The following is a 23768-nucleotide window of genomic DNA, read 5'->3' on the forward strand; positions in this document are numbered from 1 at the left end:
ATTGAAAAATAAATATTGGGATTAGTTCCAATTTGTAAAATAAAATTAAAAATATGGATGAATTAATTAAGAATTTAGTTTAAAATAGCAATATTGAATAAATTTCGAATGTTCATATTTAAAATCGGGAGGCCGTTTCATGTCTGATAATACAGTTAAAATTAAAAAACAAACAATTGATCCGACATTAACATTAGAAGATGTTAAGAAGCAATTAATTGAAAAAGGTAAAAAAGAGGGTCATTTAAGTCATGAAGAAATTGCTGAAAAACTTCAGAATTTTGATATCGACTCTGATCAAATGGATGATTTCTTTGATCAATTAAATGATAATGATATTTCACTAGTTAATGAAAAAGATAGTTCAGATACTGACGAGAAACTGAATCCAAGTGATCTTAGTGCCCCTCCAGGTGTTAAAATAAATGACCCAGTTCGTATGTACCTTAAAGAAATTGGGCGTGTTAACTTATTAAGTGCACAAGAAGAAATCGAATTAGCCAAACGTATTGAACAAGGTGATGAAGTAGCAAAATCAAGACTTGCAGAAGCGAACTTACGTTTAGTTGTAAGTATTGCTAAAAGATACGTAGGTCGTGGTATGTTATTCCTTGATTTAATCCAAGAAGGTAATATGGGTCTTATTAAAGCTGTTGAAAAATTTGACTTTAACAAAGGATTTAAGTTTTCAACATATGCAACATGGTGGATTAGACAAGCAATCACTCGTGCAATTGCTGACCAAGCACGTACGATTCGTATCCCTGTGCATATGGTAGAAACAATTAATAAATTAATTCGTGTTCAACGTCAATTATTACAGGACTTAGGTCGAGATCCAGCACCAGAAGAAATTGGTGAAGAAATGGATTTACCAGCAGAAAAAGTTCGTGAAATTTTAAAAATTGCGCAAGAACCTGTTTCATTAGAAACACCAATTGGTGAAGAAGATGATAGTCATTTAGGAGACTTTATTGAGGATCAGGAAGCACAAAGTCCTTCAGATCATGCAGCTTATGAATTATTAAAAGAGCAATTAGAAGATGTGCTTGATACATTAACTGATAGAGAAGAAAATGTATTACGATTAAGATTTGGTCTTGATGACGGCAGAACAAGAACACTTGAAGAAGTTGGTAAAGTTTTCGGTGTTACACGTGAACGTATTCGACAAATCGAAGCAAAAGCACTTAGAAAATTAAGACATCCAAGTCGTAGTAAACGTTTGAAAGACTTTATGGATTAATTTATATCAATTTTAATGATTGATACCAAGACATGAATAAGCGCTTATTTATTTTTAGATTAAGATTTAACTTGAGTGAGGTTGGTACATTGAATAATGTTCAACCTCTTTTTTCATAAAGGAGAATAAAATGATTTCGTTAAATAACCGATTAACGACGGTAAGTCGATTTTTAAAACAAGGTACAATCGCGGATATTGGCTCAGATCATGCTTATTTGCCAATCTATGCAATTCAAAACCATTTATGCGAATGCGGTATTGCTGGAGAAGTTATTCAAGGCCCTTTTCAAGCTGCTGTGAAAAATGTAGCTGCAAACCAATTAGTAGATAGAATTGATGTACGTTTAGGGGATGGCTTAAGTGTTATTCATCCTGAGGACGTAATCGATAATATCACAATTTGTGGTATGGGCGGACCACTTATTGCTAAAATTTTAAAAGATGGGCAAGATAAGTTAAGTCAACATCCAAGGTTGATTTTACAAAGTAATATCCAAACTGAAAATTTAAGACAAACATTACAACAATTGAATTATGAAATAATTGATGAAATAATAATGGAAGAAAAAGGCCATATTTATGAAATTGTTGTAGCAGAATATTCTACACAATTAATAGAGCTATCATCTGATGAATTGAAATTCGGACCAAAATTGCTGAACAACAAAAATGAATATTTTATAAAAAAATGGCAAAGAGAGTTAGAAGCACTTTATCATATTAAATCGAAACTCAATACTGAACAACATCATCAACGTTTAGCTCAAATTAATGACGAAATTGCTGTAATTGAAAGGGTGTTATAGTAATGAAAATAGCTGATTTAATGACATTGTTAGATCATCATGTGCCATTTAGTACTGCTGAATCTTGGGATAATGTAGGATTGTTAATAGGTGATGAAGATGTTGAAGTTACTGGTGTTTTAACAGCATTAGACTGCACGTTGGAAGTAGTAAATGAAGCAATCGAAAAAGGTTATAATACTATTATTAGTCATCATCCTCTAATCTTTAAAGGCGTAACATCATTAAAAGCTAATGGTTATGGTTTGATCATTAGAAAACTAATTCAACATGACATTAATTTAATAGCGATGCATACAAATTTAGATGTAAATCCGTATGGTGTCAATATGATGTTGGCGAAGGCGATGGGTTTGAAGAACATTTCAATAATAAATAATCAACAAGATGTATACTATAAAGTTCAAACATATATACCTAAGGATAATGTTGGACCATTTAAAGATAAGCTTAGTGAAAATGGATTAGCGCAAGAAGGTAATTATGAATATTGTTTCTTTGAAAGTGAAGGAAGAGGGCAATTCAAACCAGTTGGTGAAGCTAATCCAACAATAGGACAAATTGATAAAATTGAATATGTAGATGAAGTTAAAATTGAATTTATGATAGATGCATATCAAAAGTCAAGGGCTGAGCAATTAATTAAACAATACCATCCATATGAAACACCGGTATTTGATTTTATTGAGATAAAACAAACATCCCTTTATGGACTTGGCGTTATGGCAGAAGTGGATAATCAAATGACATTGGAAGATTTCGCAGCTGATATTAAATCTAAATTAAATATCCCAAGTGTCCGTTTTGTTGGTGAGTCTAATCAGAAAATTAAACGTATTGCAATTATTGGTGGTTCAGGTATTGGATATGAATATCAAGCTGTCCAACAAGGCGCAGATGTCTTTGTTACAGGTGATATTAAACATCATGATGCCTTAGATGCTAAAATTCATGGTGTGAATTTAATTGATATTAATCATTACAGCGAATATGTGATGAAAGAAGGTTTAAAAACGTTACTAATGAATTGGTTCAATACAGAAAAAATAAATATAGATGTTGAAGCATCTACAATTAATACAGATCCATTTCAATATATTTAAACTAAAATCTCGGGATTTCTAAATTTTGAAATTTCGAGGTTTTAATATTTTTATTTAAAATAGCACATTTATACTTTATAATAGTAAAGATGAACATATAAGGAGGCCAAATCATGGCAAAACATCCATTCGAACAATTTAATCTAGAATCTAGTTTAATTGACGCTGTGAAAGACCTTAATTTTGAAAAACCAACTGAAATTCAGAATCGAATTATTCCAAGAATACTAAAGAGAACAAATTTAATTGGTCAATCTCAAACGGGTACAGGGAAATCTCATGCATTTTTATTACCATTAATGCAGTTAATTGATAGTGAAATAAAAGAACCACAAGCAATCGTAGTTGCACCAACAAGAGAACTTGCACAACAACTATACGATGCAGCGAACCATTTAAGCCAATTTAAAGCTGGTGTTTCAGTTAAAGTTTTTATTGGTGGTACAGATATAGAGAAAGATAGACAACGTTGTAATGCACAACCACAATTGATTATAGGCACCCCTACTAGAATTAATGACTTAGCTAAAACGGGACATTTACATGTGCACTTAGCATCATATTTAGTTATTGATGAAGCGGATCTTATGATTGACTTAGGATTAATTGAAGATGTAGATTACATTGCTGCAAGATTGGAAGATAATGCAAATATTGCGGTGTTTAGTGCTACAATTCCACAACAGTTACAACCATTTTTAAATAAATATTTAAGTCATCCAGAATATGTAGCTGTCGACAGTAAAAAACAAAATAAAAAGAACATCGAATTCTTTTTAATACCTACTAAAGGTGCAGCTAAAGTTGAAAAAACTTTAAATTTAATTGATATACTAAATCCATACTTATGTATTATTTTCTGCAATAGTAGAGATAATGCAAATGATTTAGCACGTTCACTAAATGAAGCTGGTATTAAAGTTGGTATGATTCATGGTGGTTTAACGCCACGTGAACGTAAACAACAAATGAAACGTATACGTAATTTAGAATTCCAATACGTTATTGCCAGCGATTTAGCATCTCGTGGTATTGATATTGAAGGTGTTAGTCATGTCATCAATTTTGATGTGCCAAATGATATTGACTTCTTTACGCATAGAGTCGGACGAACTGGTCGTGGGAATTATAAAGGTGTAGCAATTACGCTTTATAGTCCTGATGAAGAACACAATATTTCATTAATAGAAGATCGCGGTTTTGTATTCAATACTGTTGATATTAAAGATGGTGAGTTAAAAGAAGTTAAAGCGCACAATCAGCGTCAAGCAAGAATGCGCAAAGATGACCATTTAACTAATCAAGTGAAGAACAAAGTTCGAAGTAAAATTAAAAACAAAGTTAAACCAGGTTATAAGAAGAAATTTAAACAAGAAGTTGAAAAAATGAAACGTCAAGAGCGTAAGCAATTTAGTAAGCAGCAAAATAGACAAAAACGTAAGCAAAACAAAAAAGGTTAGGTGTGTTTTATGTTATTAGGATCACATGTTTCAATGAGTGGTAAAAAGATGTTAGAAGGTTCTGCTATAGAAGCGCATGAATATGGTGAAACAACATTTATGATTTATACTGGTGCACCTCAAAACACGCGCCGTAAAAGTATTGAAGATTTAAATATAACTAAAGGTCATGAAGTGATGGAAAAATATGGCTTATCTAATATTGTTGTTCATGCACCATACATCATTAATATTGCAAATACAACCAAACCAGAAACGTTTAATCTTGGTGTAGATTTCTTGCAACAAGAAATTGAAAGAACGCAAGCTATAGGCGCTAAAGATATTGTATTACATCCAGGTGCGCATGTTGGAGCTGGTGTTGATGCCGGAATTAATAAGATTATTGAAGGATTAAATGAAGTTTTAACGAATGACAATAATGTACGTATTGCGCTTGAAACGATGGCAGGTAAAGGTACAGAGATTGGTCGCTCGTTTGAAGAGTTAGCACGTATTATTGATGGAGTTCATAATAACGAACGTTTATCAGTATGTTTTGATACATGTCATACGCATGATGCTGGATATAATGTGAAAGAGGACTTTGATGGCGTATTAAATGAATTTGATAAAATTATTGGAGTCGACAGAATCAAAGTTGTTCATGTCAATGATTCTAAAAATGACCGTGGCGCTCAAAAAGACCGACATGAAAATATTGGCTTCGGTTACATTGGTTTTGATGCATTAAATTACATTGTGCATCATGATAGTTTTAAAGATATTCCGAAAATCTTAGAAACACCTTATGTTGGTGAAGATAAGAAAAATAAAAAACCGCCATATAAACTTGAAATTGAAATGTTAAAACAACAGCAATTTGACCCAGAATTAAAAAATAAGGTTATGCAACAATAAAATGATAATGCTCTCTTCAAGAAATGCGATAAATAAAACTTGAAGGGGGCATATCTCTTTATTTTGTCTAATTTTGAGTCGTAAACATTACTGTTTACATATGTTACTAGGAGTTGTATAGTTGAATGCGAGGTGAGAATACGATGACACCAGTCTTTGAATTGAAAAATGTCAATTACTACTATGATCATAAAAAAGTGTTAGAAAATATAAACATTAAAATAAATAAAGGTGAATTTTTAGCAATTGTTGGACCAAATGGTGCTGGTAAATCAACATTATTGAAGTTGATTCTAGGGTTATTACCTTTACAAAGTGGTGAGATTTTTGTTGAAGGTATTGATTTTAAAAATAAGAAAACATCAATTAAATTAAGCTATGTATCACAAAAAGCAAATGCCTTTAATTCAGGTTTCCCAGCAAGTGTTAAAGAAGTTGTTTTAAGCGGATTAACAAAGACAAAACGTCTTTTCCAAACATTTAATAGCAAAGATAATGAAAAAGTGATTAAAGTACTAGAAAGACTGAATATAAGTGATTTAATTCATAAAAATATAGCAGAATTATCAGGTGGTCAACAACAACGTGTAATGATTGCTCGAGCATTGATTTCAGAACCTGCAGTATTAGTACTTGATGAACCAACGAATGGTATTGATGCAAAACATGTAAGTGAATTTTATAATACTTTAGATCAATTAAAACAAGAAGGTATCACCATTATCTTAGTTACTCATGATATCGGTGTTGTAGCAGATACTGCAACTGAAGTAGCATGTTTAAATAAGCATTTGCATTTCCATGGTACAACTGATGAGTTTAAATCACTTGATGAAGTTGAAATTTCAAAAATTTATGGACATCCTGTACGTTTTGTCGATCATCAGCATAATCGAGAATGTTGTAATTAATAAAGATTTGAGTTTATTTAAAATGGAAAGGCGTGTCACAATTGATAGATGCATTATTGAATTTTGATTTTATGAGGTACTCTTTAATTAGTGGTATCTTGATAGGTTTTATTGCGCCTCTAATCGGTGCTTTTATCGTTGTTAGACGACTATCACTTATAGCTGATGCTCTAAGTCATGTAACTTTAGGTGGTATATCCTTCGGTATGTTTTTACTTACTATTATGCCAACACTAGTATTTATTAATCCAATGTGGTTTGGAATCTTATTCGCAATAGTAGGTGCGCTTCTAATTGAAAAATTAAGAACGTCATACACTGCTTACCAAGAAATTGCTATTCCAATTATAATGAGTGCTGGTATCGCCTTGAGTGCAATCTTCATTTCATTAGCTGATGGGTTCAATCAAGAAATTGTTGGATTGCTATTTGGCTCAATAAGCGCAGTGAATATAAGTGATTTAACAACGATTATTGTCATTGCCATCATAGTTGTTCTGTTTATTACATTGTTTTATAAAGAATTATTTATATTGTCATTTGATGAGGAATATAGTAAAGTCATTGGCATTCCTAAATGGATTCAATTTTTATTTATTGTTATTGTAGCGATGGTTATTTCTGCCTCAATGCGTGTTGTAGGGATACTGTTAGTAAGTGCGTTAATCACGTTACCAATTGCAATAAGTATGCGAATAACAAAAAGTTTTAAGCAATTGATATTACTAAGTGTATTTTTAGGTGAATTATCAGTAATATTAGGCTTAGTCCTAGCTTTCTATATGGACATTTCTCCGGGTGGTGTAATTGTAGTTCTACTTGTTATTTTACTTATGATTACAATGGCTTATCAGAAAATGCGAATGAAGTTTAAAAAGGGAGCTAATATCAATGAATACAAATGATGCTATTAAAATTTTAAAAGAGAACGGTTTAAAATATACAGATAAACGTAAAGATATGTTAGATATTTTTGTCGAAGAAGATAAGTATATAAACGCAAAGTATATACAACAAGTTATGGATGAAAATTATCCTGGAATTTCATTCGACACAATATATAGAAACCTGCACTTATTTAAAGATTTAGGGATTATTGAAAATACAGAACTTGATGGTGAAATGAAGTTTAGAATCGCTTGTACAAACCATCATCATCATCATTTTATCTGTGAAAAGTGTGGAGATACAAAGGTAATAGATTATTGTCCAATAGATCAGATAAAGTTATCACTACCTGGTGTTAATATTCACAAACACAAACTTGAAGTTTATGGTGTATGTGAGTCTTGCCAAGATTAATATAAAGAAATGAGATTTATGCACATTTGGTCAGATGTATGCATAAATCTCATTTTTTAAATTATAGAAGATAATGGTTCATTTCATACTCCGTTCGTATGATTTTATGGCAAATCTGTTAACTTTTTATATACAAAATGTTTAATTATTTTTGATTTGAGTTATATTAAATGAGTAGAGAAAATAATAAGTAGTAGAATTTAAGCAAATTCTTTGTTGAACCAGTCACTGCTTGTTATTATTTACTTACAGACATTTTAGGAGGATGATTATTTATGGCTTTTGAATTACCAAAATTACCATACGCATTTGATGCATTAGAACCACATTTTGACAAAGAAACTATGGAAATTCACCATGACAGACATCATAACACGTATGTTACGAAATTAAATGCTGCAGTAGAAGGTACAGATTTAGAATCTAAATCTATTGAAGAAATTGTTGCTAATTTAGACAGTGTACCAGCTAACATCCAAACTGCTGTACGTAATAATGGCGGTGGACATTTAAACCATTCATTATTCTGGGAGTTACTTTCACCAAACTCAGAAGAAAAAGGTACTGTAGTAGAAAAAATTAAAGAACAATGGGGTTCTTTAGAAGAATTTAAAAAAGAATTTGCTGACAAAGCAGCTGCACGCTTTGGTTCAGGTTGGGCTTGGTTAGTCGTAAACAATGGCCAGTTAGAAATTGTGACTACACCAAACCAAGATAATCCATTAACTGAGGGTAAAACACCTATTTTAGGTTTAGACGTATGGGAACACGCTTATTACCTAAAATATCAAAATAAACGCCCTGACTACATTGGCGCATTTTGGAATGTAGTTAACTGGGAAAAAGTTGACGAATTATATAATGCAACAAAATAAAGTATGATTACTTGTTCGGTCTCTTAAATGAGACCGTTATTTTTTTGTCAAAAAGATAGAAATAATTTCTAAATTCATATATGATTTAAAGTGAAAGACTTTGAATAGAGGTAGGTAGTTTTGTTAAAAAGACTAAAAGAAAAATCAAATGATGAAATCGTTCAAAATACAATTAACAAGAGAATTAACTTTATATTTGGTGTGATTGTATTTATTTTTGCAGTACTAGTACTACGTTTAGGTTATTTACAAATCGCACAAGGCTCACATTATAAACAAATTATAAAAAATGATGAAAACATTACAGTGAATGAGTCTGTGCCAAGAGGTCGTATTTTAGACAGAAATGGGAAAGTTTTAGTTGATAATGCTTCTAAAATGGCTATTACATATACTAGGGGTCGAAAAACAACACAATCGGAAATGTTGGATACGGCTGAAAAGTTATCAAAGCTAATCAAGATGGATACTAAGAAAATTACAGAACGTGATAAGAAAGATTTCTGGATTCAGTTGCATCCTAAAAAAGCAAAAGCAATGATGACAAAAGAACAAGCTATGTTAGCAGATGGAAGTATTAAACAAGATCAATATGATAAACAACTGTTATCGAAAATCGGAAAATCACAATTAGATGAATTGTCTTCTAAAGATTTACAAGTTTTAGCTATTTTTCGAGAGATGAATGCAGGAACAGTTTTAGATCCACAAATGATAAAAAATGAAGATGTCAGTGAAAAAGAGTATGCAGCAGTTTCTCAGCAACTTTCCAAATTACCAGGTGTTAACACGTCTATGGATTGGGATAGAAAATATCCATATGGCGATACTTTAAGAGGTATATTCGGAGATGTATCGACACCTGCTGAAGGTATTCCAAAAGAATTGACAGAACATTACTTATCCAAAGGATATTCACGCAATGATCGTGTTGGAAAATCTTACCTAGAATATCAATATGAAGATGTATTGCGTGGTAAGAAGAAAGAAATGAAATACACAACGGACAAATCTGGTAAAGTTACATCTTCAGAAGTGTTAAATCCTGGCGCTCGCGGTCAAGATTTGAAATTAACGATCGATATAGATCTTCAAAAAGAAGTAGAAGCATTATTAGATAAACAAATTAAGAAGCTTCGCAGCCAAGGTGCAAAAGATATGGATAATGCTATGATGGTTGTACAAAATCCTAAAAATGGAGACATTCTTGCGCTTGCCGGAAAGCAGATTAATAAGAGTGGTAAAATGACTGATTATGACATTGGTACGTTTACTTCTCAATTTGCGGTTGGATCTTCTGTAAAAGGTGGAACATTATTAGCTGGTTATCAGAATAAAGCTATCAAAGTTGGAGAAACAATGGTCGATGAACCATTACATTTCCAAGGTGGTTTGACAAAACGATCATACTTCAATAAAAACGGGCATGTATCTATTAATGATAAGCAAGCTTTGATGCATTCATCAAACGTATATATGTTTAAAACAGCATTAAAATTAGCGGGAGACCCTTATTATTCTGGTATGGCTTTACCTTCAGATATAAGTTCACCTGCCCAAAAGCTTAGAAGAGGATTAAATCAAGTAGGCTTAGGTGTGAAAACAGGGATAGATTTACCAAATGAAACAAGAGGTCAAATCGAACCATTAACAAATAATCCAGGTAATTATCTAGATTTATCAATTGGTCAATATGATACCTATACACCATTACAATTATCACAATATGTTTCAACTATAGCGAATGATGGTTATAGAATACAGCCACACATTGGATTAACGATTCATGAATCAACTAATAAAGATGAGGTTGGTCCACTCAAGAAGAAAATTAATGGCACTGTCTTGAACAAGGTTAATAATACTGAAAAGGAAATCAAACAAATTCAAGAAGGATTCAAAATGGCATTTAATGATAAAGATGGTACTGGATATGTTAGTTTTAAAGATACAGTAGTACCTACTGCTGGTAAAACGGGTACCGCTGAAGTGTTCCAAAACGGAGAGCCAAGAGTTAACTCTACTTATATAGGATACGCGCCAATTGATGATCCAAAATTAGCGTTTTCAATTGTATATACAAATCAGCCTGTACCACCACCATGGTTAACAGGTGGAGACTTAGGTAGAGATGTAATTAACTACTACTTTAAGCAGTTAGGTAAAGATGATAAAAATAAAGACAAAGACAAATAAAATTTAACCTGACGATTGTGTAGCGCATGGTTGTAAAATTTTAACTTTGCAAATATTATAGATGTTGGTATAATAATAAAGTCGTATTTAGAAATGATAAGGAGGAATAACCATGCGCGTAAACGTAACTTTAGCTTGTACGGAATGTGGTGACAGAAACTACATTACAACTAAGAACAAAAGAAATAATCCAGAACGTGTTGAAATGAAGAAATTCTGTTCACGTGAAAACAAACAAACTTTACACCGTGAAACAAAATAATCATTAAAATTAAATTTAAATTAACAATAAAAAAGGTGAAATCTCAAAATAAGAGGTTTCACCTTTTTAATTATGCACACGTATGAAATGATAAAAGATTTTCAATTGAAATAATAAATTTTAGAATTGTCGCATAATTCATCATGACAACATAATGACATGTATTGTTATTAACGATATAATAGAATTGAATAAAGTGGGTGATAATGTGACTAAAAATGAGATTAGAAAATACATTTTACATAAAATGAAGAATTTTAATAAAGCTGAAAAGCGAAAAGCAGACACATGGTTAAGAAATCAATTTTTTGCAACTGAAGAATACAAAGAAGCAAACGCAATTGCGCTAGTTCTTTCTTTTAATCATGAAGTAGATACTTTTTCTATTATTGAACAAGCCTTAATGGATCATAAACGTATTTTTGTACCGAAAATGGATTATTTAAATCATCAAATGACTTTTAAAGAAATATTTAATCTCAAAGATATTGATGTCGATAATAAGGGGATTTACTATCCAACTTCAAAAGGTGAAACAACGAATAACCTAGATTTAATTGTTGTTCCTGGTGTTGGATTTCAAGACGATGGATATAGAATTGGGTATGGTGGTGGCTATTACGACAGGTTTTTAGCTAATTATCAGACAAAGACAATAAGCTTATTATACGATTTTCAAATAACATCATTTGAACCGGAATCATTCGATCAACCAGTCGATAAATTGATTATATATCAATCAGCATAGTGGAGGACTAAATGAACATAGACAAACAATTTTGGAAAACAATATATTATTGGATTAGGTACTTGAATTTTGATATTGTCAGTAGGGAAAAAGATGACCAAGAAATTTGGTTAGCCCATAAAAGAAAAAAACAAGTAGTCATTTTTAAACAACATATCAAGTCTACCCAAGAAATACGTTTTGACAAAGCGAAAGTGCTTGAACACAAAGATGAAATAGCAAATTTTATTTCTTTCGAACCACAAAGTTTTGAATTTTATTATTTTACAGAATCGGAATTTTCAGAAGAACAATTAAATGAAGTTTCGCCAATTAGAATTAAATTCAATGTTATAAGACACACAAAAGATTTGATAAAGCATATGCCGAATATATTTTTGGCTAGACTTATTTCAGAAGATAATGATAAAAAGACATATATGTTCTATAAACGCAAAGTATTAACCGATAACTTTTTAGATAAATATATGCAGAAATTTTCACCGGCAACATACACAATAATATTTGTAAATGTCTTAATATGGTTATGTATGATTTTATATTTAAATAATTTTTCGGATGTAAAATTATTAGATGTTGGCGGGTTAGTGCATTTTAATGTCGTACATGGTGAATGGTATCGAATTGTTACATCGATGTTTTTACATTTTAGTTTTGAACATATACTTATGAATATGCTTTCATTATTTATTTTTGGTAAAATAGTCGAAGCAATTATTGGTTCATGGCGGATGTTAACTGTATACTTTATTGCAGGGTTGTTTGGAAACTTTGTATCACTATCATTTAATACGACTACAATTTCAGTTGGGGCTAGTGGTGCTATATTTGGTCTGATTGGATCAATTTTTGCGATGATGTATGTTTCAAAAACATTTAACAAAAAAATGTTGGGACAGTTATTAATTGCATTAGTGATATTAGTTGGTGTTTCTCTGTTTATGTCAAATATAAATATTGTGGCGCATATTGGAGGATTCATTGGTGGTTTATTAATAACTTTAATTGGCTATTACTATAAAGTGAATCGTAATATTTTTTGGATTTTACTAATTGGTATGCTTGTTATATTTATTGCACTTCAAATTAGAATTTTTACAATTAAAGAAGATAATATTTATAATAAATTGATCAAAGATGATATGACTAGTGGTAATTATGATAATGCTCAAAATATTGTGAAGCAGACAATAAATAAAAATTATGCCGATGATCAAACATATTATTTAAGTGGTATGATTATGGCTACTATCAATTCTAAGTCTGAAGGTATGACAGAATGGGAGCGAGGACTTAGAATGTTTCCTAAATCAGGTTTATTAAATTTTGAGTTAGCGATAGCAAATCGTTCATTAAATGATGATGAAAAAGCATTAAAATATGTGCGTAAAGCATTAAATGCAGACCCTAAAAATACAGATTATATTAACTTAGAAAAAGAGTTGACTAAATCAAATGAGTCGAAAAATAAATAACTTTTATGATGTACAACAGTTATTGAAAAGTTACGGATTTCTAATATATTTTAAAAATCCAGAAGATATGTACGAAATGATTCAACAGGAGATTTCATCATTGTATCAATATGAACTGTTATCTAAGGAAGAATATTTGAAATGTACGTTGATAATTAATCAGAGAAGGAATGAACAGAAATGACAAAAATTATTTTAGCAGCTGATGTAGGCGGGACGACTTGTAAATTAGGTATTTTCACACCTGAATTAGAACAATTACATAAATGGTCTATTCACACTGATACATCTGATAGTACAGGATATACACTTTTGAAAGGAATTTATGATTCGTTTGTTGAAAAAGTAAATGAAAATAATTATAATTTTTCAAATGTACTTGGCGTAGGTATTGGTGTACCAGGTCCTGTTGACTTTGAAAAAGGTACAGTAAATGGAGCAGTAAACTTATATTGGCCAGAAAAAGTTAATGTACGTGAGATTTTTGAACAATTCGTTGATTGTCCAGTGTATGTAGATAATGATGCTAACATAGCTGCTTTAGGGGAGAAACACAAAGGTGCTGGTGAAGGTGCCGATGATGTTGTTGCCATCACACTTGGTACAGGTCTAGGTGGAGGAATTATTTCAAATGGTGAAATCGTACATGGTCATAATGGCTCTGGCGCAGAAATAGGTCATTTTAGAGCAGACTTCGATCAACGATTTAAATGTAATTGTGGTCGTTCTGGATGTATTGAAACAGTTGCTTCAGCGACAGGCGTTGTTAACTTAGTTAACTTCTACTATCCGAAGTTGACGTTTAGATCTTCTATATTAGAATTGATTAAAGAAAATAAGGTTACAGCAAAAGCTGTTTTTGATGCGGCAAAAGCTGGTGACCAATTCTGTATTTTCATTACTGAAAAGGTTGCAAACTATATTGGATATTTATGTAGTATTATTAGTGTTACAAGTAATCCGAAATATATCGTTCTAGGTGGAGGAATGTCTACTGCAGGACCTATTTTAATTGAAAATATTAAAACAGAATATCATAATTTAACATTTGCACCTGCTCAATTTGAAACTGAAATTGTACAAGCGAAATTAGGTAATGATGCAGGTATTACAGGAGCAGCAGGATTAATCAAGACCTATGTATTAGATAAAGAGGGGGTAAAATAATGGCTATTGTTGATGTGGTTGTTATTCCAGTTGGAACGGAAGGTCCGAGTGTTAGTAAATATATTGCAGATATTCAGAAAAAACTTCAAGAATATAAAGCAATGGGTAAAATTGATTTTCAATTAACACCAATGAATACTCTAATTGAAGGTGAATTAAGCGATGTATTAGAAGTTGTGCAAGTGATACATGAATTACCTTTTGATAAAGGTTTAAGTAGAGTTTGTACAAATATCCGTATTGATGACCGACGAGACAAATCTAGAAAAATGAATGATAAACTAACATCAGTACAAAAACATTTAGAAAATAGTGGTGAAAACCTATGAGGATTTCAAGCTTAACTTTAGGCTTAGTTGATACTAATACGTATTTCATCGAAAATGACAAAGCTGTTATTCTGATTGACCCTTCAGGTGAAAGTGAAAAAATTATTAAAAAATTAAACCAAATAAATAAACCGTTAAAAGCTATTTTATTAACACATGCACACTTTGATCATATCGGAGCAGTCGATGATATAGTTGATCGATTCGATGTCCCGGTTTATATGCATGAAGCAGAGTTTGATTTTCTAAAAGATCCCGTTAAAAATGGGGCAGATAAATTTAAGCAATATGGATTACCAATTATTACAAGTAAGGTAACTCCTGAAAAGTTAAACGAAGGTAACACAGAAATAGAAGGATTTAAGTTTAATGTGTTACACACACCTGGACATTCACCAGGAAGTTTAACATATGTGTTCGATGAATTCGCAGTTGTTGGAGATACATTATTTAATAATGGAATCGGACGTACAGATTTATATAAAGGTGATTATGAAACGCTAGTTGATTCTATTCAAGATAAAATATTTGAATTAGAAGGCGATTTACCTTTATTCCCTGGACATGGTCCATATACGACGGTTGATGATGAACAATTAAATCCATTTTTACACGGTTAAATTGAAGTAATAAAAACACCTCCTACGTGATTATATGTAGGAGGTGTTTTTTTGAAGATTCTATTTCAAGAAATAATTAATAAAGCGATAGAAATGAAAGCGAGTGATGTACATTTTATTCCAGTTAAAAATGAAGTAAGTATTAAATTTAGAATTAATGATAACTTGGAGCAGTATGAACAAATTGGGAATAGCATTTATCAAAAGTTATTAGTTTATATGAAGTTTCAAGCTGGGCTTGATGTTTCTACACAGCAAGTCGCACAGAGCGGTCGATATAGTTACCATTTCAATAAAATATATTTTTTGAGAATATCAACTTTACCATTGTCACTTGGCCAAGAAAGTTGTGTTATCAGAATTGTACCTCAATTTTTTCAACAACAGAAATCAACTTATAAATTCAATGATTTTAAACACCTCATGAATAAGAAACAAGGATTACTATTGTTTAGTGGGCCAACTGGTTCAGGAAAGAGTACATTAATGTATCAAATGGTCTCATACGCGAATAAAGCCTTGAATTTAAATGTAATTTCTATAGAGGATCCTGTAGAGATGCAAATTCCTGGTATCGTCCAAATTAATGTGAATGATAAAGCTGGCATTAACTATGTAAATTCGTTTAAAGCTATTTTAAGATGTGATCCTGATGTTATTTTAATAGGTGAAATCAGAGATAAAGATGTTGCCAAGTGTGTTATACAGGCTAGTTTAAGTGGTCACCTTGTTCTGACTACATTGCATGCAACTGATTGTAAAGGTGCTATTTTAAGGCTATTAGAAATGGGCATTTCTGTACAAGAATTGATACAGGCAACTAACTTAATTATAAACCAACGACTTGTAACTACTATTAAGCAACAGCGACAATTAGTATGTGAAATTCTATCTCAGCAACAACTCCGATATTTCTTTTCCCATAATCATTCATTACCATCATCATTTAAGAACTTAGAAGATAAACTTGATGATATGACAAAAGCAGGTGTCATTTGTGAAACTACAATGGATAAATACATTTAAACTACATTCTAAGAAGCGACAATTAAGTAAGGCCCAACAAATCGACTTACTTTCAAATTTATGTAATTTGTTGAAATATGGTTTCACTCTGTATCAAAGTTTTCAATTTTTAAATCTTCAAATGACATATAAAAATAAGCAATTAGGTACCACCATTCTAAGTGAAATTTCAAATGGTGCACCATGCAATCAAATATTATCACTGATAGGTTATAGCGATACTATCGTCATGCAAGTATATTTGGCAGAAAGATTTGGCAATATTATAGACGTTCTAGAAGAAACCGTAAATTATATGAAAGTGAATAGAAAGTCAGAACAACGATTGTTAAAGACACTGCAATACCCCTTAATACTAGTTTCTATCTTTATTGCTATGATTATTATATTAAACCTCACAGTAATTCCACAGTTTCAACAATTATATACTTCTATGAATATTCAACTATCTTCTTTTCAAAAAACATTGTCTTTTTTCATTACCAGCTTACCTACTATAATTGTAGTAATGCTCATAATAGTATCTATGTTGGCTATTATTATGAAATTAATTTATAACAATTTAAATATGCTCAATAAGATAAACTTTGTGATGAAACTACCGCTAATATCAGGCTATTTCCAATTATTTAAAACTTATTTTGTAACTAATGAATTAGTGTTGTTTTATAAAAATGGTATTACACTTCAATCAATAGTAGACGTTTATATTAACCATAGTAGTGATCCATTTAGACAGTTTCTAGGTAAATACTTATTAACTTATTCAGAAATGGGATATGGTTTGCCTCAAATTTTAGAAAAACTAAAATGCTTTAAGCCTCAATTAATTAAGTTTGTGCTACAAGGTGAAAAGAGAGGGAAGCTAGAAGTAGAACTAAAGTTATATTCGCAAATATTAGTAAAACAAATAGAAGATAAAGCGATAAAACAGACTCAGTTTTTACAGCCTATTTTATTTTTGATTTTAGGTTTATTTATTGTCGCAATTTATTTAGTAATTATGTTACCAATGTTTCAAATGATGCAAAGTATAAAATAATGGAGGTTAATATATGTTTAAATTTCTTAAGAAAACTCAAGCGTTTACATTGATAGAGATGCTATTAGTGTTATTAATCATCAGTTTATTATTAATTTTAATCATTCCAAATATTGCTAAACAAACTGCTCACATACAATCAACAGGTTGTAATGCACAGGTAAAAATGGTTAATAGTCAAATTGAAGCGTATGCATTGAAACATAATAGAAATCCATCGTCTATTGAAGACTTAATTGCAGATGGTTTTATAAAAGAAGCACAAAAGACATGTAAATCAGGAGAGACAATAACAATTAGTAATGGAGAAGCAGTTGCAAATTAGAAAGCAGTCAGCATTTACTATGATTGAGATGCTTGTGGTAATGATGTTAATCAGTATATTTCTACTTTTGACAATGACATCTAAAGGATTAAGCAATCTTAGAGTAATAGATGATGAGGCAAATATCATTTCTTTTATTACTGAATTGAATTATATTAAGTCGCAAGCTATAGCAAATCAAGGATATATCAATGTTAGATTTTATGAAAACAGTGACACTATTAAAGTAATAGAGAATAATAAAATACGATTTCTAAAATTAAAAGTAGGCAAAATAATTAATGTTGCAAAAGTTGATATTATTGCCTTTGATAAAAAAGGGAATATCAATAAATTTGGTAGTATAACAATTGACAATAACAATTCAATTTATAGAATAATATTCCATATTGAAAAAGGAAGAATTCGTTATGAAAAGCTATAAGTGTAAAGGATCATTCTTAATAGATAGTATGGCTGGATTTTTGCTAATTGGATTGATTACATTACTATTGATACCAATGATGAATCAAATGCAAGCGAGTATAAACCATAAACTACAAACAATTGATGCTTCTAAAGTAATTTTGACGACTGTATCTAAAATTAATAAAGAAGAACTTAAGAAGGGGGTAACTATAGGGAAGTATGATATTAAGCAAAGTGACCAACAAATTTGTGCTATTTCAAAAAATACCACTTCTTATCAAAAGACATGTATACAGTATTAATGTCAAAGCTTTTTCGCTCATTGAAATGTTAGTAGCGATGATGGTTATAAGTATAACTTTACTAATTGTTCCAGACTTAATTAGACTTAGCAAAACTTTTCTAATTGAAAGTAGGGAATTAACAAATGTAGATTTCGAATTTTTCTCAAGAGATATTCTAGAGGATTTTAAAGGAGTAGATAGAAACGATATTGAAATTAGGCAACAGCGTATCATTTTACATAAAGGTGAAGAAATGATCGAATACAAATTAATAAATAATAAAATTATTAAAGTTGTAAATGACAGAGGAAATATAACAATGATTAATAATGTTACAGCATTTACTGCAAATATCTACTATAAATCCATTATTAAAATAACGATAACAGTTAAAGTCGGTACAAATGTGCAGACTAAAACTATTTATGTATAACTTACTAGTATTTAAATGAGTACTATTAAAAAGGATGTGAAATAATTTATTAATTTTGATTTATATAAAGAAAAAGGATATGTTACGCCGTTCTTATTGATGCTAACAGCAATTTATTTTTCCATTTTCACTTTTTATATCAGTCAATATAGTTTAAAATTAAAGACATTATATAATATAGAAACTGACTATAACTATAAGATTGTTTTGTTATTGAAAGAAGGGAAAACGCATGAATCATGATAAATCACCAATAATTTTAATTGGTTTCATGGGTACCGGTAAATCTACGATTGGTAAATACGTTGCAGATGAGCAAAATTTATCATTTATTGATATAGATTCATATATCGAAGAAAAGTATAAGTTAACAATACCAGAAATATTTAGTAAACATGGTGAACAACATTTCAGGAATTTAGAGTTCACATGTTTGCAAGAATGTATTAACACTGCAGATATAATTGCTACTGGTGGTGGTATTATTGAAAGTGAAGAGGCATTTAATTTTTTGAAAAATCAAAAAAACATTATTTGGTTAGATTGTAATATTGATATTATATATAGTCGAATCAATGATGACCCACATCGACCTAATGCAAATAATAAGACAATCACGCAGTTAAATGACTTGTATTGCTCACGGATTTTAAGATATAATGAAATCGCATTCAAGAAATTTGATAGTCATTTGCTATCAATTTCAGAAATATATTATGAATTGCTAAATTTAATAAAAGCGAGTGATCAGTATTAGAGAGAATAGAGCGTTAAGACTCTATCGCCGAAGGTGCAAGTAATTTATTACGAAACTCTCAGGCAAAAGGATAATACTGTAACGCGTTCCTGAATTGGTGATTTATAAACAGGGTAGCGATTGCTATCCTGTTTTTATAATTTTAAGGGGGTATTTCAATGTCAAGTGATTTAAAACAAACACCTTTATATCAAAATTATGTTGATAGAGGTGCAAAAATTGTGGAATTCGGAGGATGGGCGATGCCTGTTCAATTTTCAAGTATTAAAGAGGAGCATAATGCTGTTCGATACGAAATTGGCCTGTTTGATGTTAGTCATATGGGTGAAATTGAAGTAACAGGTAAAGATGCTAGTCAGTTTGTGCAATATTTATTATCAAATGATACTGATAATTTAACTACTTCAAAAGCATTATATACTGCTTTATGTAATGAAGAAGGCGGTATTATTGATGATTTAGTAATATATAAATTAGCTGACGACAATTATTTATTAGTTGTTAATGCTGCTAATACTGAAAAAGATTTTAATTGGATTTTAAAACACAAAGAGAAATTTGATGTTGAAGTACAAAATGTATCAAACCAATATGGTCAATTAGCAATACAAGGACCAAAAGCTAGAGATTTAATTAATCAATTAGTTGATGAAGATGTAACTGAAATGAAAATGTTTGAATTTAAACAGGGTGTCAAATTATTTGGAGCAAACGTCATTTTATCTCAGTCAGGTTACACAGGTGAAGATGGGTTTGAAATTTATTGTAATATCGATGATACTGAAAAAATTTGGGATGGTTTATTAGAGTATAATGTTATGCCATGTGGGTTAGGCGCTCGTGATACATTAAGATTAGAGGCTGGATTGCCATTACATGGACAAGATTTAACTGAATCAATTACACCATATGAAGGTGGTATCGCTTTTGCAAGTAAACCATTAATTGATGCTGATTTTATTGGTAAATCTGTATTAAAAGATCAAAAAGAAAATGGTGCACCAAGAAGAACAGTGGGATTAGAATTACTTGAAAAAGGAATTGCAAGAACTGGTTATGAAGTTATGGATTTAGATGGAAATATTATTGGAGAAGTAACTTCAGGAACACAGTCTCCATCATCAGGAAAATCAATTGCACTTGCAATGATAAAAAGAGATGAGTTTGAAATGGGTAGAGAGTTGCTTGTTCAAGTTCGTAAGCGTCAATTAAAAGCGAAAATTGTTAAGAAAAATCAAATTGATAAATAATTAAAAAGGGGTGTGCATTGTGAGTCATCGTTATATACCTTTAACTGAAAAAGACAAGCAAGAAATGTTACAAACAATTGGTGCAAAATCTATAGGAGAATTATTCGGTGATGTACCAAGTGACATTTTATTAAATAGAGATTTAAATATTGCTGAAGGCGAAGCGGAAACAACGTTACTTAGAAGATTAAATCGCATTGCAAGCAAGAATATCACTAAAGAAACGCATACATCATTTTTGGGTGCTGGTGTTTATGATCATTACGCGCCATCAGTTGTGGATGCTATGATTTCAAGATCAGAATTTTACACAGCATATACGCCATATCAACCGGAAATTTCTCAAGGTGAATTACAAGCCATTTTTGAGTTCCAAACTTTAATTTGTGAATTAACAGATATGGATGTAGCAAATTCTTCTATGTATGATGGGATGACTAGCTTTGCTGAAGCATGTATCTTAGCATTTAGTCAAACAAAGAAAAATAAAATTGTAGTCTCAAAAGGTTTACATTATCAAGCATTACAAGTACTTCATACTTATGCTAAGACGCGTAAGGAATTCGAAGTAGTGGAAATCGATTTAGATGGCACTGTTACAGATTTGAAAAAATTAGAAGCAGCAGTGGATGATGAAACAGCAGCTGTTGCAGTACAATATCCAAACTTCTACGGTTCAATTGAAGATCTTGAAAAGATTCATAGCTTTATTGAAGATAAAAAAGCATTATTTATCGTATATGCAAATCCATTAGCATTGGGATTACTTACACCTCCAGGTTCATTTGGTGCAGATATTGTTGTAGGTGATACTCAGCCATTCGGAATTCCTGCTCAATTCGGTGGGCCACATTGTGGATATTTTGCAACGACGAAAAAGTTAATGCGTAAAGTGCCAGGTAGATTAGTCGGTCAAACACAAGATGATGAAGGTAATCGTGGCTTTGTATTAACATTACAAGCACGTGAACAACATATTCGACGTGATAAAGCGACATCTAATATTTGTTCTAACCAAGCATTAAATGCTCTAGCGTCATCAATTGCAATGTCAGCACTTGGTAAACAAGGTATCTATGATATTGCAGTTCAAAATATAGAACATGCTAACTATGCTAAACAGCAATTTATTAAAAAAGGTTTTGAAGTATTAGATGGTACATCTTTCAATGAGTTTGTAGTCAAATTTGACAAACCAATTCAACAAGTTAACGAGGAATTAGTGAAGTACAATATTATCGGTGGTTTTGATTTAGGTGTTGTTTCAGACGACTTTAAAAATCACATGTTAATAGCTGTAACTGAATTAAGAACAAAAGATGAAATCGATACATTTGTAGAAAAGGCTGGTGAGTTAAATGACTAGTAAATCAAGTCCATTAATTTTTGAAAGATCTCGTGAAGGCAGATATGCATATTCATTACCAAAAAGTGATATTAAAACAAATTCTGTTGAGTCATTGTTAGATGATAAATTTATTCGTAAAAACAAAGCGGAGTTTCCTGAAGTTGCTGAACTAGACTTAGTACGTCATTATACTGAACTTTCAAATAAAAATTTCGGTGTAGACAACGGATTTTATCCATTAGGTTCATGTACGATGAAGTATAACCCTAAAATTAATGAAAAGGTTGCTAGAATACCAGGATTTAGTGAATCACATCCATTACAAGATGAAGACCAAGTTCAAGGTTCATTAGAAATTATTTATAGTTTGCAAGAAGAATTAAAAGAAATTACTGGTATGGATGAGGTGACATTACAACCAGCTGCTGGCGCACATGGTGAATGGACTGCATTGATGATATTTAAAGCTTATCATGAGAATAATGGTGAAGGTCATCGTGATGAAGTCATTGTGCCAGATTCTGCGCATGGTACGAATCCAGCCTCAGCTTCATTTGCAGGATTTAAATCAGTTACTGTAAAATCAAACGAACGTGGCGAAGTTGATATTGATGACTTGAAACGTGTTGTAAATGAAAATACAGCAGCTATTATGTTAACTAATCCAAACACTTTAGGTATTTTCGAAAAAAATATTATGGAAATCCGTGAAATCGTCCATAATGCTGGGGGTCTATTATATTATGATGGTGCGAATTTAAACGCTATTATGGACAAAGTTCGCCCAGGAGATATGGGATTTGATGCTGTTCATTTAAACTTGCATAAAACATTTACTGGTCCACATGGTGGTGGCGGTCCTGGTTCAGGTCCAGTCGGTGTAGTAAAAGAACTAGCAAGTTACTTACCAAAGCCAATGGTTATTAAAGATGGCGACAAATTTAAATATGATAATGACATTAAAAATTCTATCGGACGTGTAAAACCATTTTATGGTAACTTTGGTATTTACTTAAGAGCTTATACGTATATTCGAACTATGGGAGCAACTGGACTTAAAGAGGTTTCTGAAGCAGCGGTTCTTAATGCGAATTATATTAAAGCACGTTTATCTAAACACTTTGAGATACCTTATAAACAATATTGTAAACACGAGTTTGTGTTAAGTGGTGTGCGTCAAAAAGAATTTGGTGTACGTACTTTAGACATGGCTAAGCGATTATTAGATTTCGGTGTACATCCACCAACAATATACTTCCCATTAAATGTTGAAGAAGGTATGATGATTGAACCGACTGAGACAGAGTCTAAAGAAACACTTGATTATTTTATCGATACATTAATTAGTATTGCTGAAGAAGCTAAAAATGATCCTGATAAAGTGCTAGAAGCACCACATACAACTGTGATTGATCGATTAGACGAAGCTACAGCTGCTCGTAAACCAATATTAAAGTTTGAAAATCTTAAACAGGAAAAATAAAGTATTAAAC

The 23768-nt window shown here is 31.2% G+C and carries 28 protein-coding genes and 1 riboswitch; all 28 genes read left to right on the plus strand.

Annotated elements, in window-relative coordinates; translation table 11 throughout:
* The first annotated feature begins 139 nt into the window (after positions 1-139).
* The 28 genes from rpoD to gcvPB all read left to right on the plus strand — a co-directional run bounded on the left by rpoD (position 140) and on the right by gcvPB (position 23758).
* Positions 140-1246, plus strand: a complete 1107-nt coding sequence (rpoD, locus tag HMPREF3247_RS12615) for an RNA polymerase sigma factor RpoD (RefSeq protein ID WP_001283055.1) — start codon at positions 140-142, stop codon at positions 1244-1246.
* A gap of 130 nt (positions 1247-1376) precedes the next feature.
* On the plus strand, positions 1377-2054 hold the full coding sequence (locus HMPREF3247_RS12620) for a TrmK family tRNA methyltransferase (RefSeq protein WP_000624580.1): 678 nt from the start codon (positions 1377-1379) through the stop codon (positions 2052-2054).
* A gap of 2 nt (positions 2055-2056) precedes the next feature.
* Positions 2057-3157, plus strand: a complete 1101-nt coding sequence (locus tag HMPREF3247_RS12625) for a Nif3-like dinuclear metal center hexameric protein (RefSeq protein ID WP_000683933.1) — start codon at positions 2057-2059, stop codon at positions 3155-3157.
* Positions 3158-3270: 113 nt separating this feature from the next.
* Entirely contained in the window at positions 3271-4617 is a 1347-nt protein-coding gene (locus tag HMPREF3247_RS12630; protein ID WP_001062177.1) for a DEAD/DEAH box helicase, read from the plus strand.
* A gap of 9 nt (positions 4618-4626) precedes the next feature.
* A complete protein-coding gene (locus HMPREF3247_RS12635; RefSeq protein WP_000924214.1) occupies positions 4627-5517 on the plus strand; it encodes a deoxyribonuclease IV in 891 nt (296 codons plus the stop codon).
* Between the two features lie 125 nt (positions 5518-5642).
* Positions 5643-6428 carry a metal ABC transporter ATP-binding protein gene (locus tag HMPREF3247_RS12640; RefSeq protein WP_001213908.1) on the plus strand — a complete coding sequence of 262 codons (786 nt, stop codon included), beginning with the start codon at positions 5643-5645 and terminating at the stop codon, positions 6426-6428.
* A gap of 41 nt (positions 6429-6469) precedes the next feature.
* Positions 6470-7333: a metal ABC transporter permease gene (locus HMPREF3247_RS12645; RefSeq protein ID WP_000564316.1), complete on the plus strand. Its 864-nt coding sequence runs from the start codon at positions 6470-6472 to the stop codon at positions 7331-7333.
* Positions 7320-7730: a Fur family transcriptional regulator gene (locus HMPREF3247_RS12650; RefSeq protein ID WP_001095260.1), complete on the plus strand. Its 411-nt coding sequence runs from the start codon at positions 7320-7322 to the stop codon at positions 7728-7730. The genes HMPREF3247_RS12645 and HMPREF3247_RS12650 overlap by 14 nt, the downstream gene beginning before the upstream one ends.
* A 275-nt stretch (positions 7731-8005) precedes the next feature.
* On the plus strand, positions 8006-8605 hold the full coding sequence (locus tag HMPREF3247_RS12655) for a superoxide dismutase (RefSeq protein ID WP_000863556.1): 600 nt from the start codon (positions 8006-8008) through the stop codon (positions 8603-8605).
* 120 nt (positions 8606-8725) lie between these two features.
* Positions 8726-10801, plus strand: a complete 2076-nt coding sequence (locus HMPREF3247_RS12660) for a peptidoglycan D,D-transpeptidase FtsI family protein (RefSeq protein WP_000919769.1) — start codon at positions 8726-8728, stop codon at positions 10799-10801.
* A gap of 112 nt (positions 10802-10913) precedes the next feature.
* Entirely contained in the window at positions 10914-11063 is a 150-nt protein-coding gene (gene rpmG, locus HMPREF3247_RS12665) for a 50S ribosomal protein L33 (protein ID WP_001265709.1), read from the plus strand.
* 208 nt (positions 11064-11271) lie between these two features.
* The gene (locus HMPREF3247_RS12670; RefSeq protein ID WP_000164546.1) at positions 11272-11811 is read left to right on the plus strand and encodes a 5-formyltetrahydrofolate cyclo-ligase; all 540 of its coding nucleotides are present in this window, start codon (positions 11272-11274) and stop codon (positions 11809-11811) included.
* An 11-nt stretch (positions 11812-11822) separates the two neighbouring features.
* Positions 11823-13286 (plus strand): rhomboid family protein, encoded by a 1464-nt coding sequence (locus HMPREF3247_RS12675; protein ID WP_001017867.1) that lies wholly within the window; start codon positions 11823-11825, stop codon positions 13284-13286.
* Positions 13267-13470 (plus strand): YqgQ family protein, encoded by a 204-nt coding sequence (locus tag HMPREF3247_RS12680; protein ID WP_000087561.1) that lies wholly within the window; start codon positions 13267-13269, stop codon positions 13468-13470. Before HMPREF3247_RS12675 ends, HMPREF3247_RS12680 begins: the two co-directional genes overlap by 20 nt.
* The gene (locus HMPREF3247_RS12685; protein ID WP_000161314.1) at positions 13467-14453 is read left to right on the plus strand and encodes an ROK family glucokinase; all 987 of its coding nucleotides are present in this window, start codon (positions 13467-13469) and stop codon (positions 14451-14453) included. Before HMPREF3247_RS12680 ends, HMPREF3247_RS12685 begins: the two co-directional genes overlap by 4 nt.
* Positions 14453-14782 carry an MTH1187 family thiamine-binding protein gene (locus HMPREF3247_RS12690; RefSeq protein WP_001018871.1) on the plus strand — a complete coding sequence of 110 codons (330 nt, stop codon included), beginning with the start codon at positions 14453-14455 and terminating at the stop codon, positions 14780-14782. The genes HMPREF3247_RS12685 and HMPREF3247_RS12690 overlap by 1 nt, the downstream gene beginning before the upstream one ends.
* Positions 14779-15402, plus strand: a complete 624-nt coding sequence (locus tag HMPREF3247_RS12695; RefSeq protein ID WP_064129340.1) for an MBL fold metallo-hydrolase — start codon at positions 14779-14781, stop codon at positions 15400-15402. Before HMPREF3247_RS12690 ends, HMPREF3247_RS12695 begins: the two co-directional genes overlap by 4 nt.
* 51 nt (positions 15403-15453) lie before the next feature.
* Positions 15454-16428 carry a competence type IV pilus ATPase ComGA gene (gene comGA, locus HMPREF3247_RS12700; RefSeq protein ID WP_000697220.1) on the plus strand — a complete coding sequence of 325 codons (975 nt, stop codon included), beginning with the start codon at positions 15454-15456 and terminating at the stop codon, positions 16426-16428.
* On the plus strand, positions 16400-17470 hold the full coding sequence (gene comGB / locus HMPREF3247_RS12705) for a competence type IV pilus assembly protein ComGB (protein WP_000776422.1): 1071 nt from the start codon (positions 16400-16402) through the stop codon (positions 17468-17470). Before comGA ends, comGB begins: the two co-directional genes overlap by 29 nt.
* A gap of 13 nt (positions 17471-17483) precedes the next feature.
* Entirely contained in the window at positions 17484-17795 is a 312-nt protein-coding gene (comGC, locus tag HMPREF3247_RS12710) for a competence type IV pilus major pilin ComGC (protein ID WP_000472256.1), read from the plus strand.
* The gene (gene comGD, locus HMPREF3247_RS12715) at positions 17773-18219 is read left to right on the plus strand and encodes a competence type IV pilus minor pilin ComGD (protein WP_001788899.1); all 447 of its coding nucleotides are present in this window, start codon (positions 17773-17775) and stop codon (positions 18217-18219) included. The genes comGC and comGD overlap by 23 nt, the downstream gene beginning before the upstream one ends.
* On the plus strand, positions 18206-18505 hold the full coding sequence (locus HMPREF3247_RS12720; RefSeq protein WP_000844413.1) for a hypothetical protein: 300 nt from the start codon (positions 18206-18208) through the stop codon (positions 18503-18505). The genes comGD and HMPREF3247_RS12720 overlap by 14 nt, the downstream gene beginning before the upstream one ends.
* A complete protein-coding gene (locus HMPREF3247_RS12725; RefSeq protein ID WP_029642894.1) occupies positions 18423-18920 on the plus strand; it encodes a competence type IV pilus minor pilin ComGF in 498 nt (165 codons plus the stop codon). The genes HMPREF3247_RS12720 and HMPREF3247_RS12725 overlap by 83 nt, the downstream gene beginning before the upstream one ends.
* Before the next feature lie 96 nt (positions 18921-19016).
* Positions 19017-19163, plus strand: a complete 147-nt coding sequence (locus tag HMPREF3247_RS12730) for a hypothetical protein (RefSeq protein WP_001789879.1) — start codon at positions 19017-19019, stop codon at positions 19161-19163.
* Positions 19153-19677, plus strand: coding sequence for a shikimate kinase (locus tag HMPREF3247_RS12735; RefSeq protein ID WP_001015119.1), 525 nt, complete (start codon positions 19153-19155; stop codon positions 19675-19677). The genes HMPREF3247_RS12730 and HMPREF3247_RS12735 overlap by 11 nt, the downstream gene beginning before the upstream one ends.
* A riboswitch (glycine riboswitch) is annotated at positions 19664-19761 on the plus strand. (Overlaps the previous gene by 14 nt.)
* Before the next feature lie 74 nt (positions 19762-19835).
* Entirely contained in the window at positions 19836-20927 is a 1092-nt protein-coding gene (gcvT, locus tag HMPREF3247_RS12740; RefSeq protein WP_000093349.1) for a glycine cleavage system aminomethyltransferase GcvT, read from the plus strand.
* Between the two features lie 19 nt (positions 20928-20946).
* Positions 20947-22293, plus strand: a complete 1347-nt coding sequence (gcvPA, locus tag HMPREF3247_RS12745) for an aminomethyl-transferring glycine dehydrogenase subunit GcvPA (protein WP_000019687.1) — start codon at positions 20947-20949, stop codon at positions 22291-22293.
* Positions 22286-23758: an aminomethyl-transferring glycine dehydrogenase subunit GcvPB gene (gene gcvPB, locus HMPREF3247_RS12750; RefSeq protein ID WP_000202189.1), complete on the plus strand. Its 1473-nt coding sequence runs from the start codon at positions 22286-22288 to the stop codon at positions 23756-23758. Before gcvPA ends, gcvPB begins: the two co-directional genes overlap by 8 nt.
* The last annotated feature ends 10 nt before the right edge of the window (positions 23759-23768 follow it).

It is taken from the genome of Staphylococcus sp. HMSC36A10, from assembly GCF_001838845.1.
Taxonomy (GTDB): Bacteria; Bacillota; Bacilli; order Staphylococcales; family Staphylococcaceae; genus Staphylococcus; species Staphylococcus aureus.

Bases quoted from the DNA above. Each gene is read 5' to 3' on its own strand.
- HMPREF3247_RS12695 (WP_064129340.1), top strand. From the start codon at position 14,779: ATGAGGATTTCAAGCTTAACTTTAGGCTTAGTTGATACTAATACGTAT.
- rpmG (WP_001265709.1), top strand. From the start codon at position 10,914: ATGCGCGTAAACGTAACTTTAGCTTGTACGGAATGTGGTGACAGAAAC.
- comGC (WP_000472256.1), top strand. From the start codon at position 17,484: ATGTTTAAATTTCTTAAGAAAACTCAAGCGTTTACATTGATAGAGATG.
- HMPREF3247_RS12635 (WP_000924214.1), top strand. From the start codon at position 4,627: ATGTTATTAGGATCACATGTTTCAATGAGTGGTAAAAAGATGTTAGAA.
- HMPREF3247_RS12650 (WP_001095260.1), top strand. From the start codon at position 7,320: ATGAATACAAATGATGCTATTAAAATTTTAAAAGAGAACGGTTTAAAA.
- HMPREF3247_RS12620 (WP_000624580.1), top strand. From the start codon at position 1,377: ATGATTTCGTTAAATAACCGATTAACGACGGTAAGTCGATTTTTAAAA.
- HMPREF3247_RS12685 (WP_000161314.1), top strand. From the start codon at position 13,467: ATGACAAAAATTATTTTAGCAGCTGATGTAGGCGGGACGACTTGTAAA.
- HMPREF3247_RS12725 (WP_029642894.1), top strand. From the start codon at position 18,423: ATGATATTAAGCAAAGTGACCAACAAATTTGTGCTATTTCAAAAAATA.
- rpoD (WP_001283055.1), top strand. From the start codon at position 140: ATGTCTGATAATACAGTTAAAATTAAAAAACAAACAATTGATCCGACA.
- HMPREF3247_RS12625 (WP_000683933.1), top strand. From the start codon at position 2,057: ATGAAAATAGCTGATTTAATGACATTGTTAGATCATCATGTGCCATTT.
- comGD (WP_001788899.1), top strand. From the start codon at position 17,773: ATGGAGAAGCAGTTGCAAATTAGAAAGCAGTCAGCATTTACTATGATT.
- HMPREF3247_RS12680 (WP_000087561.1), top strand. From the start codon at position 13,267: ATGAGTCGAAAAATAAATAACTTTTATGATGTACAACAGTTATTGAAA.
- HMPREF3247_RS12640 (WP_001213908.1), top strand. From the start codon at position 5,643: ATGCGAGGTGAGAATACGATGACACCAGTCTTTGAATTGAAAAATGTC.
- gcvT (WP_000093349.1), top strand. From the start codon at position 19,836: ATGTCAAGTGATTTAAAACAAACACCTTTATATCAAAATTATGTTGAT.
- HMPREF3247_RS12735 (WP_001015119.1), top strand. From the start codon at position 19,153: ATGAATCATGATAAATCACCAATAATTTTAATTGGTTTCATGGGTACC.
- HMPREF3247_RS12690 (WP_001018871.1), top strand. From the start codon at position 14,453: ATGGCTATTGTTGATGTGGTTGTTATTCCAGTTGGAACGGAAGGTCCG.
- HMPREF3247_RS12655 (WP_000863556.1), top strand. From the start codon at position 8,006: ATGGCTTTTGAATTACCAAAATTACCATACGCATTTGATGCATTAGAA.
- gcvPB (WP_000202189.1), top strand. From the start codon at position 22,286: ATGACTAGTAAATCAAGTCCATTAATTTTTGAAAGATCTCGTGAAGGC.
- HMPREF3247_RS12630 (WP_001062177.1), top strand. From the start codon at position 3,271: ATGGCAAAACATCCATTCGAACAATTTAATCTAGAATCTAGTTTAATT.
- HMPREF3247_RS12720 (WP_000844413.1), top strand. From the start codon at position 18,206: ATGAAAAGCTATAAGTGTAAAGGATCATTCTTAATAGATAGTATGGCT.
- HMPREF3247_RS12675 (WP_001017867.1), top strand. From the start codon at position 11,823: ATGAACATAGACAAACAATTTTGGAAAACAATATATTATTGGATTAGG.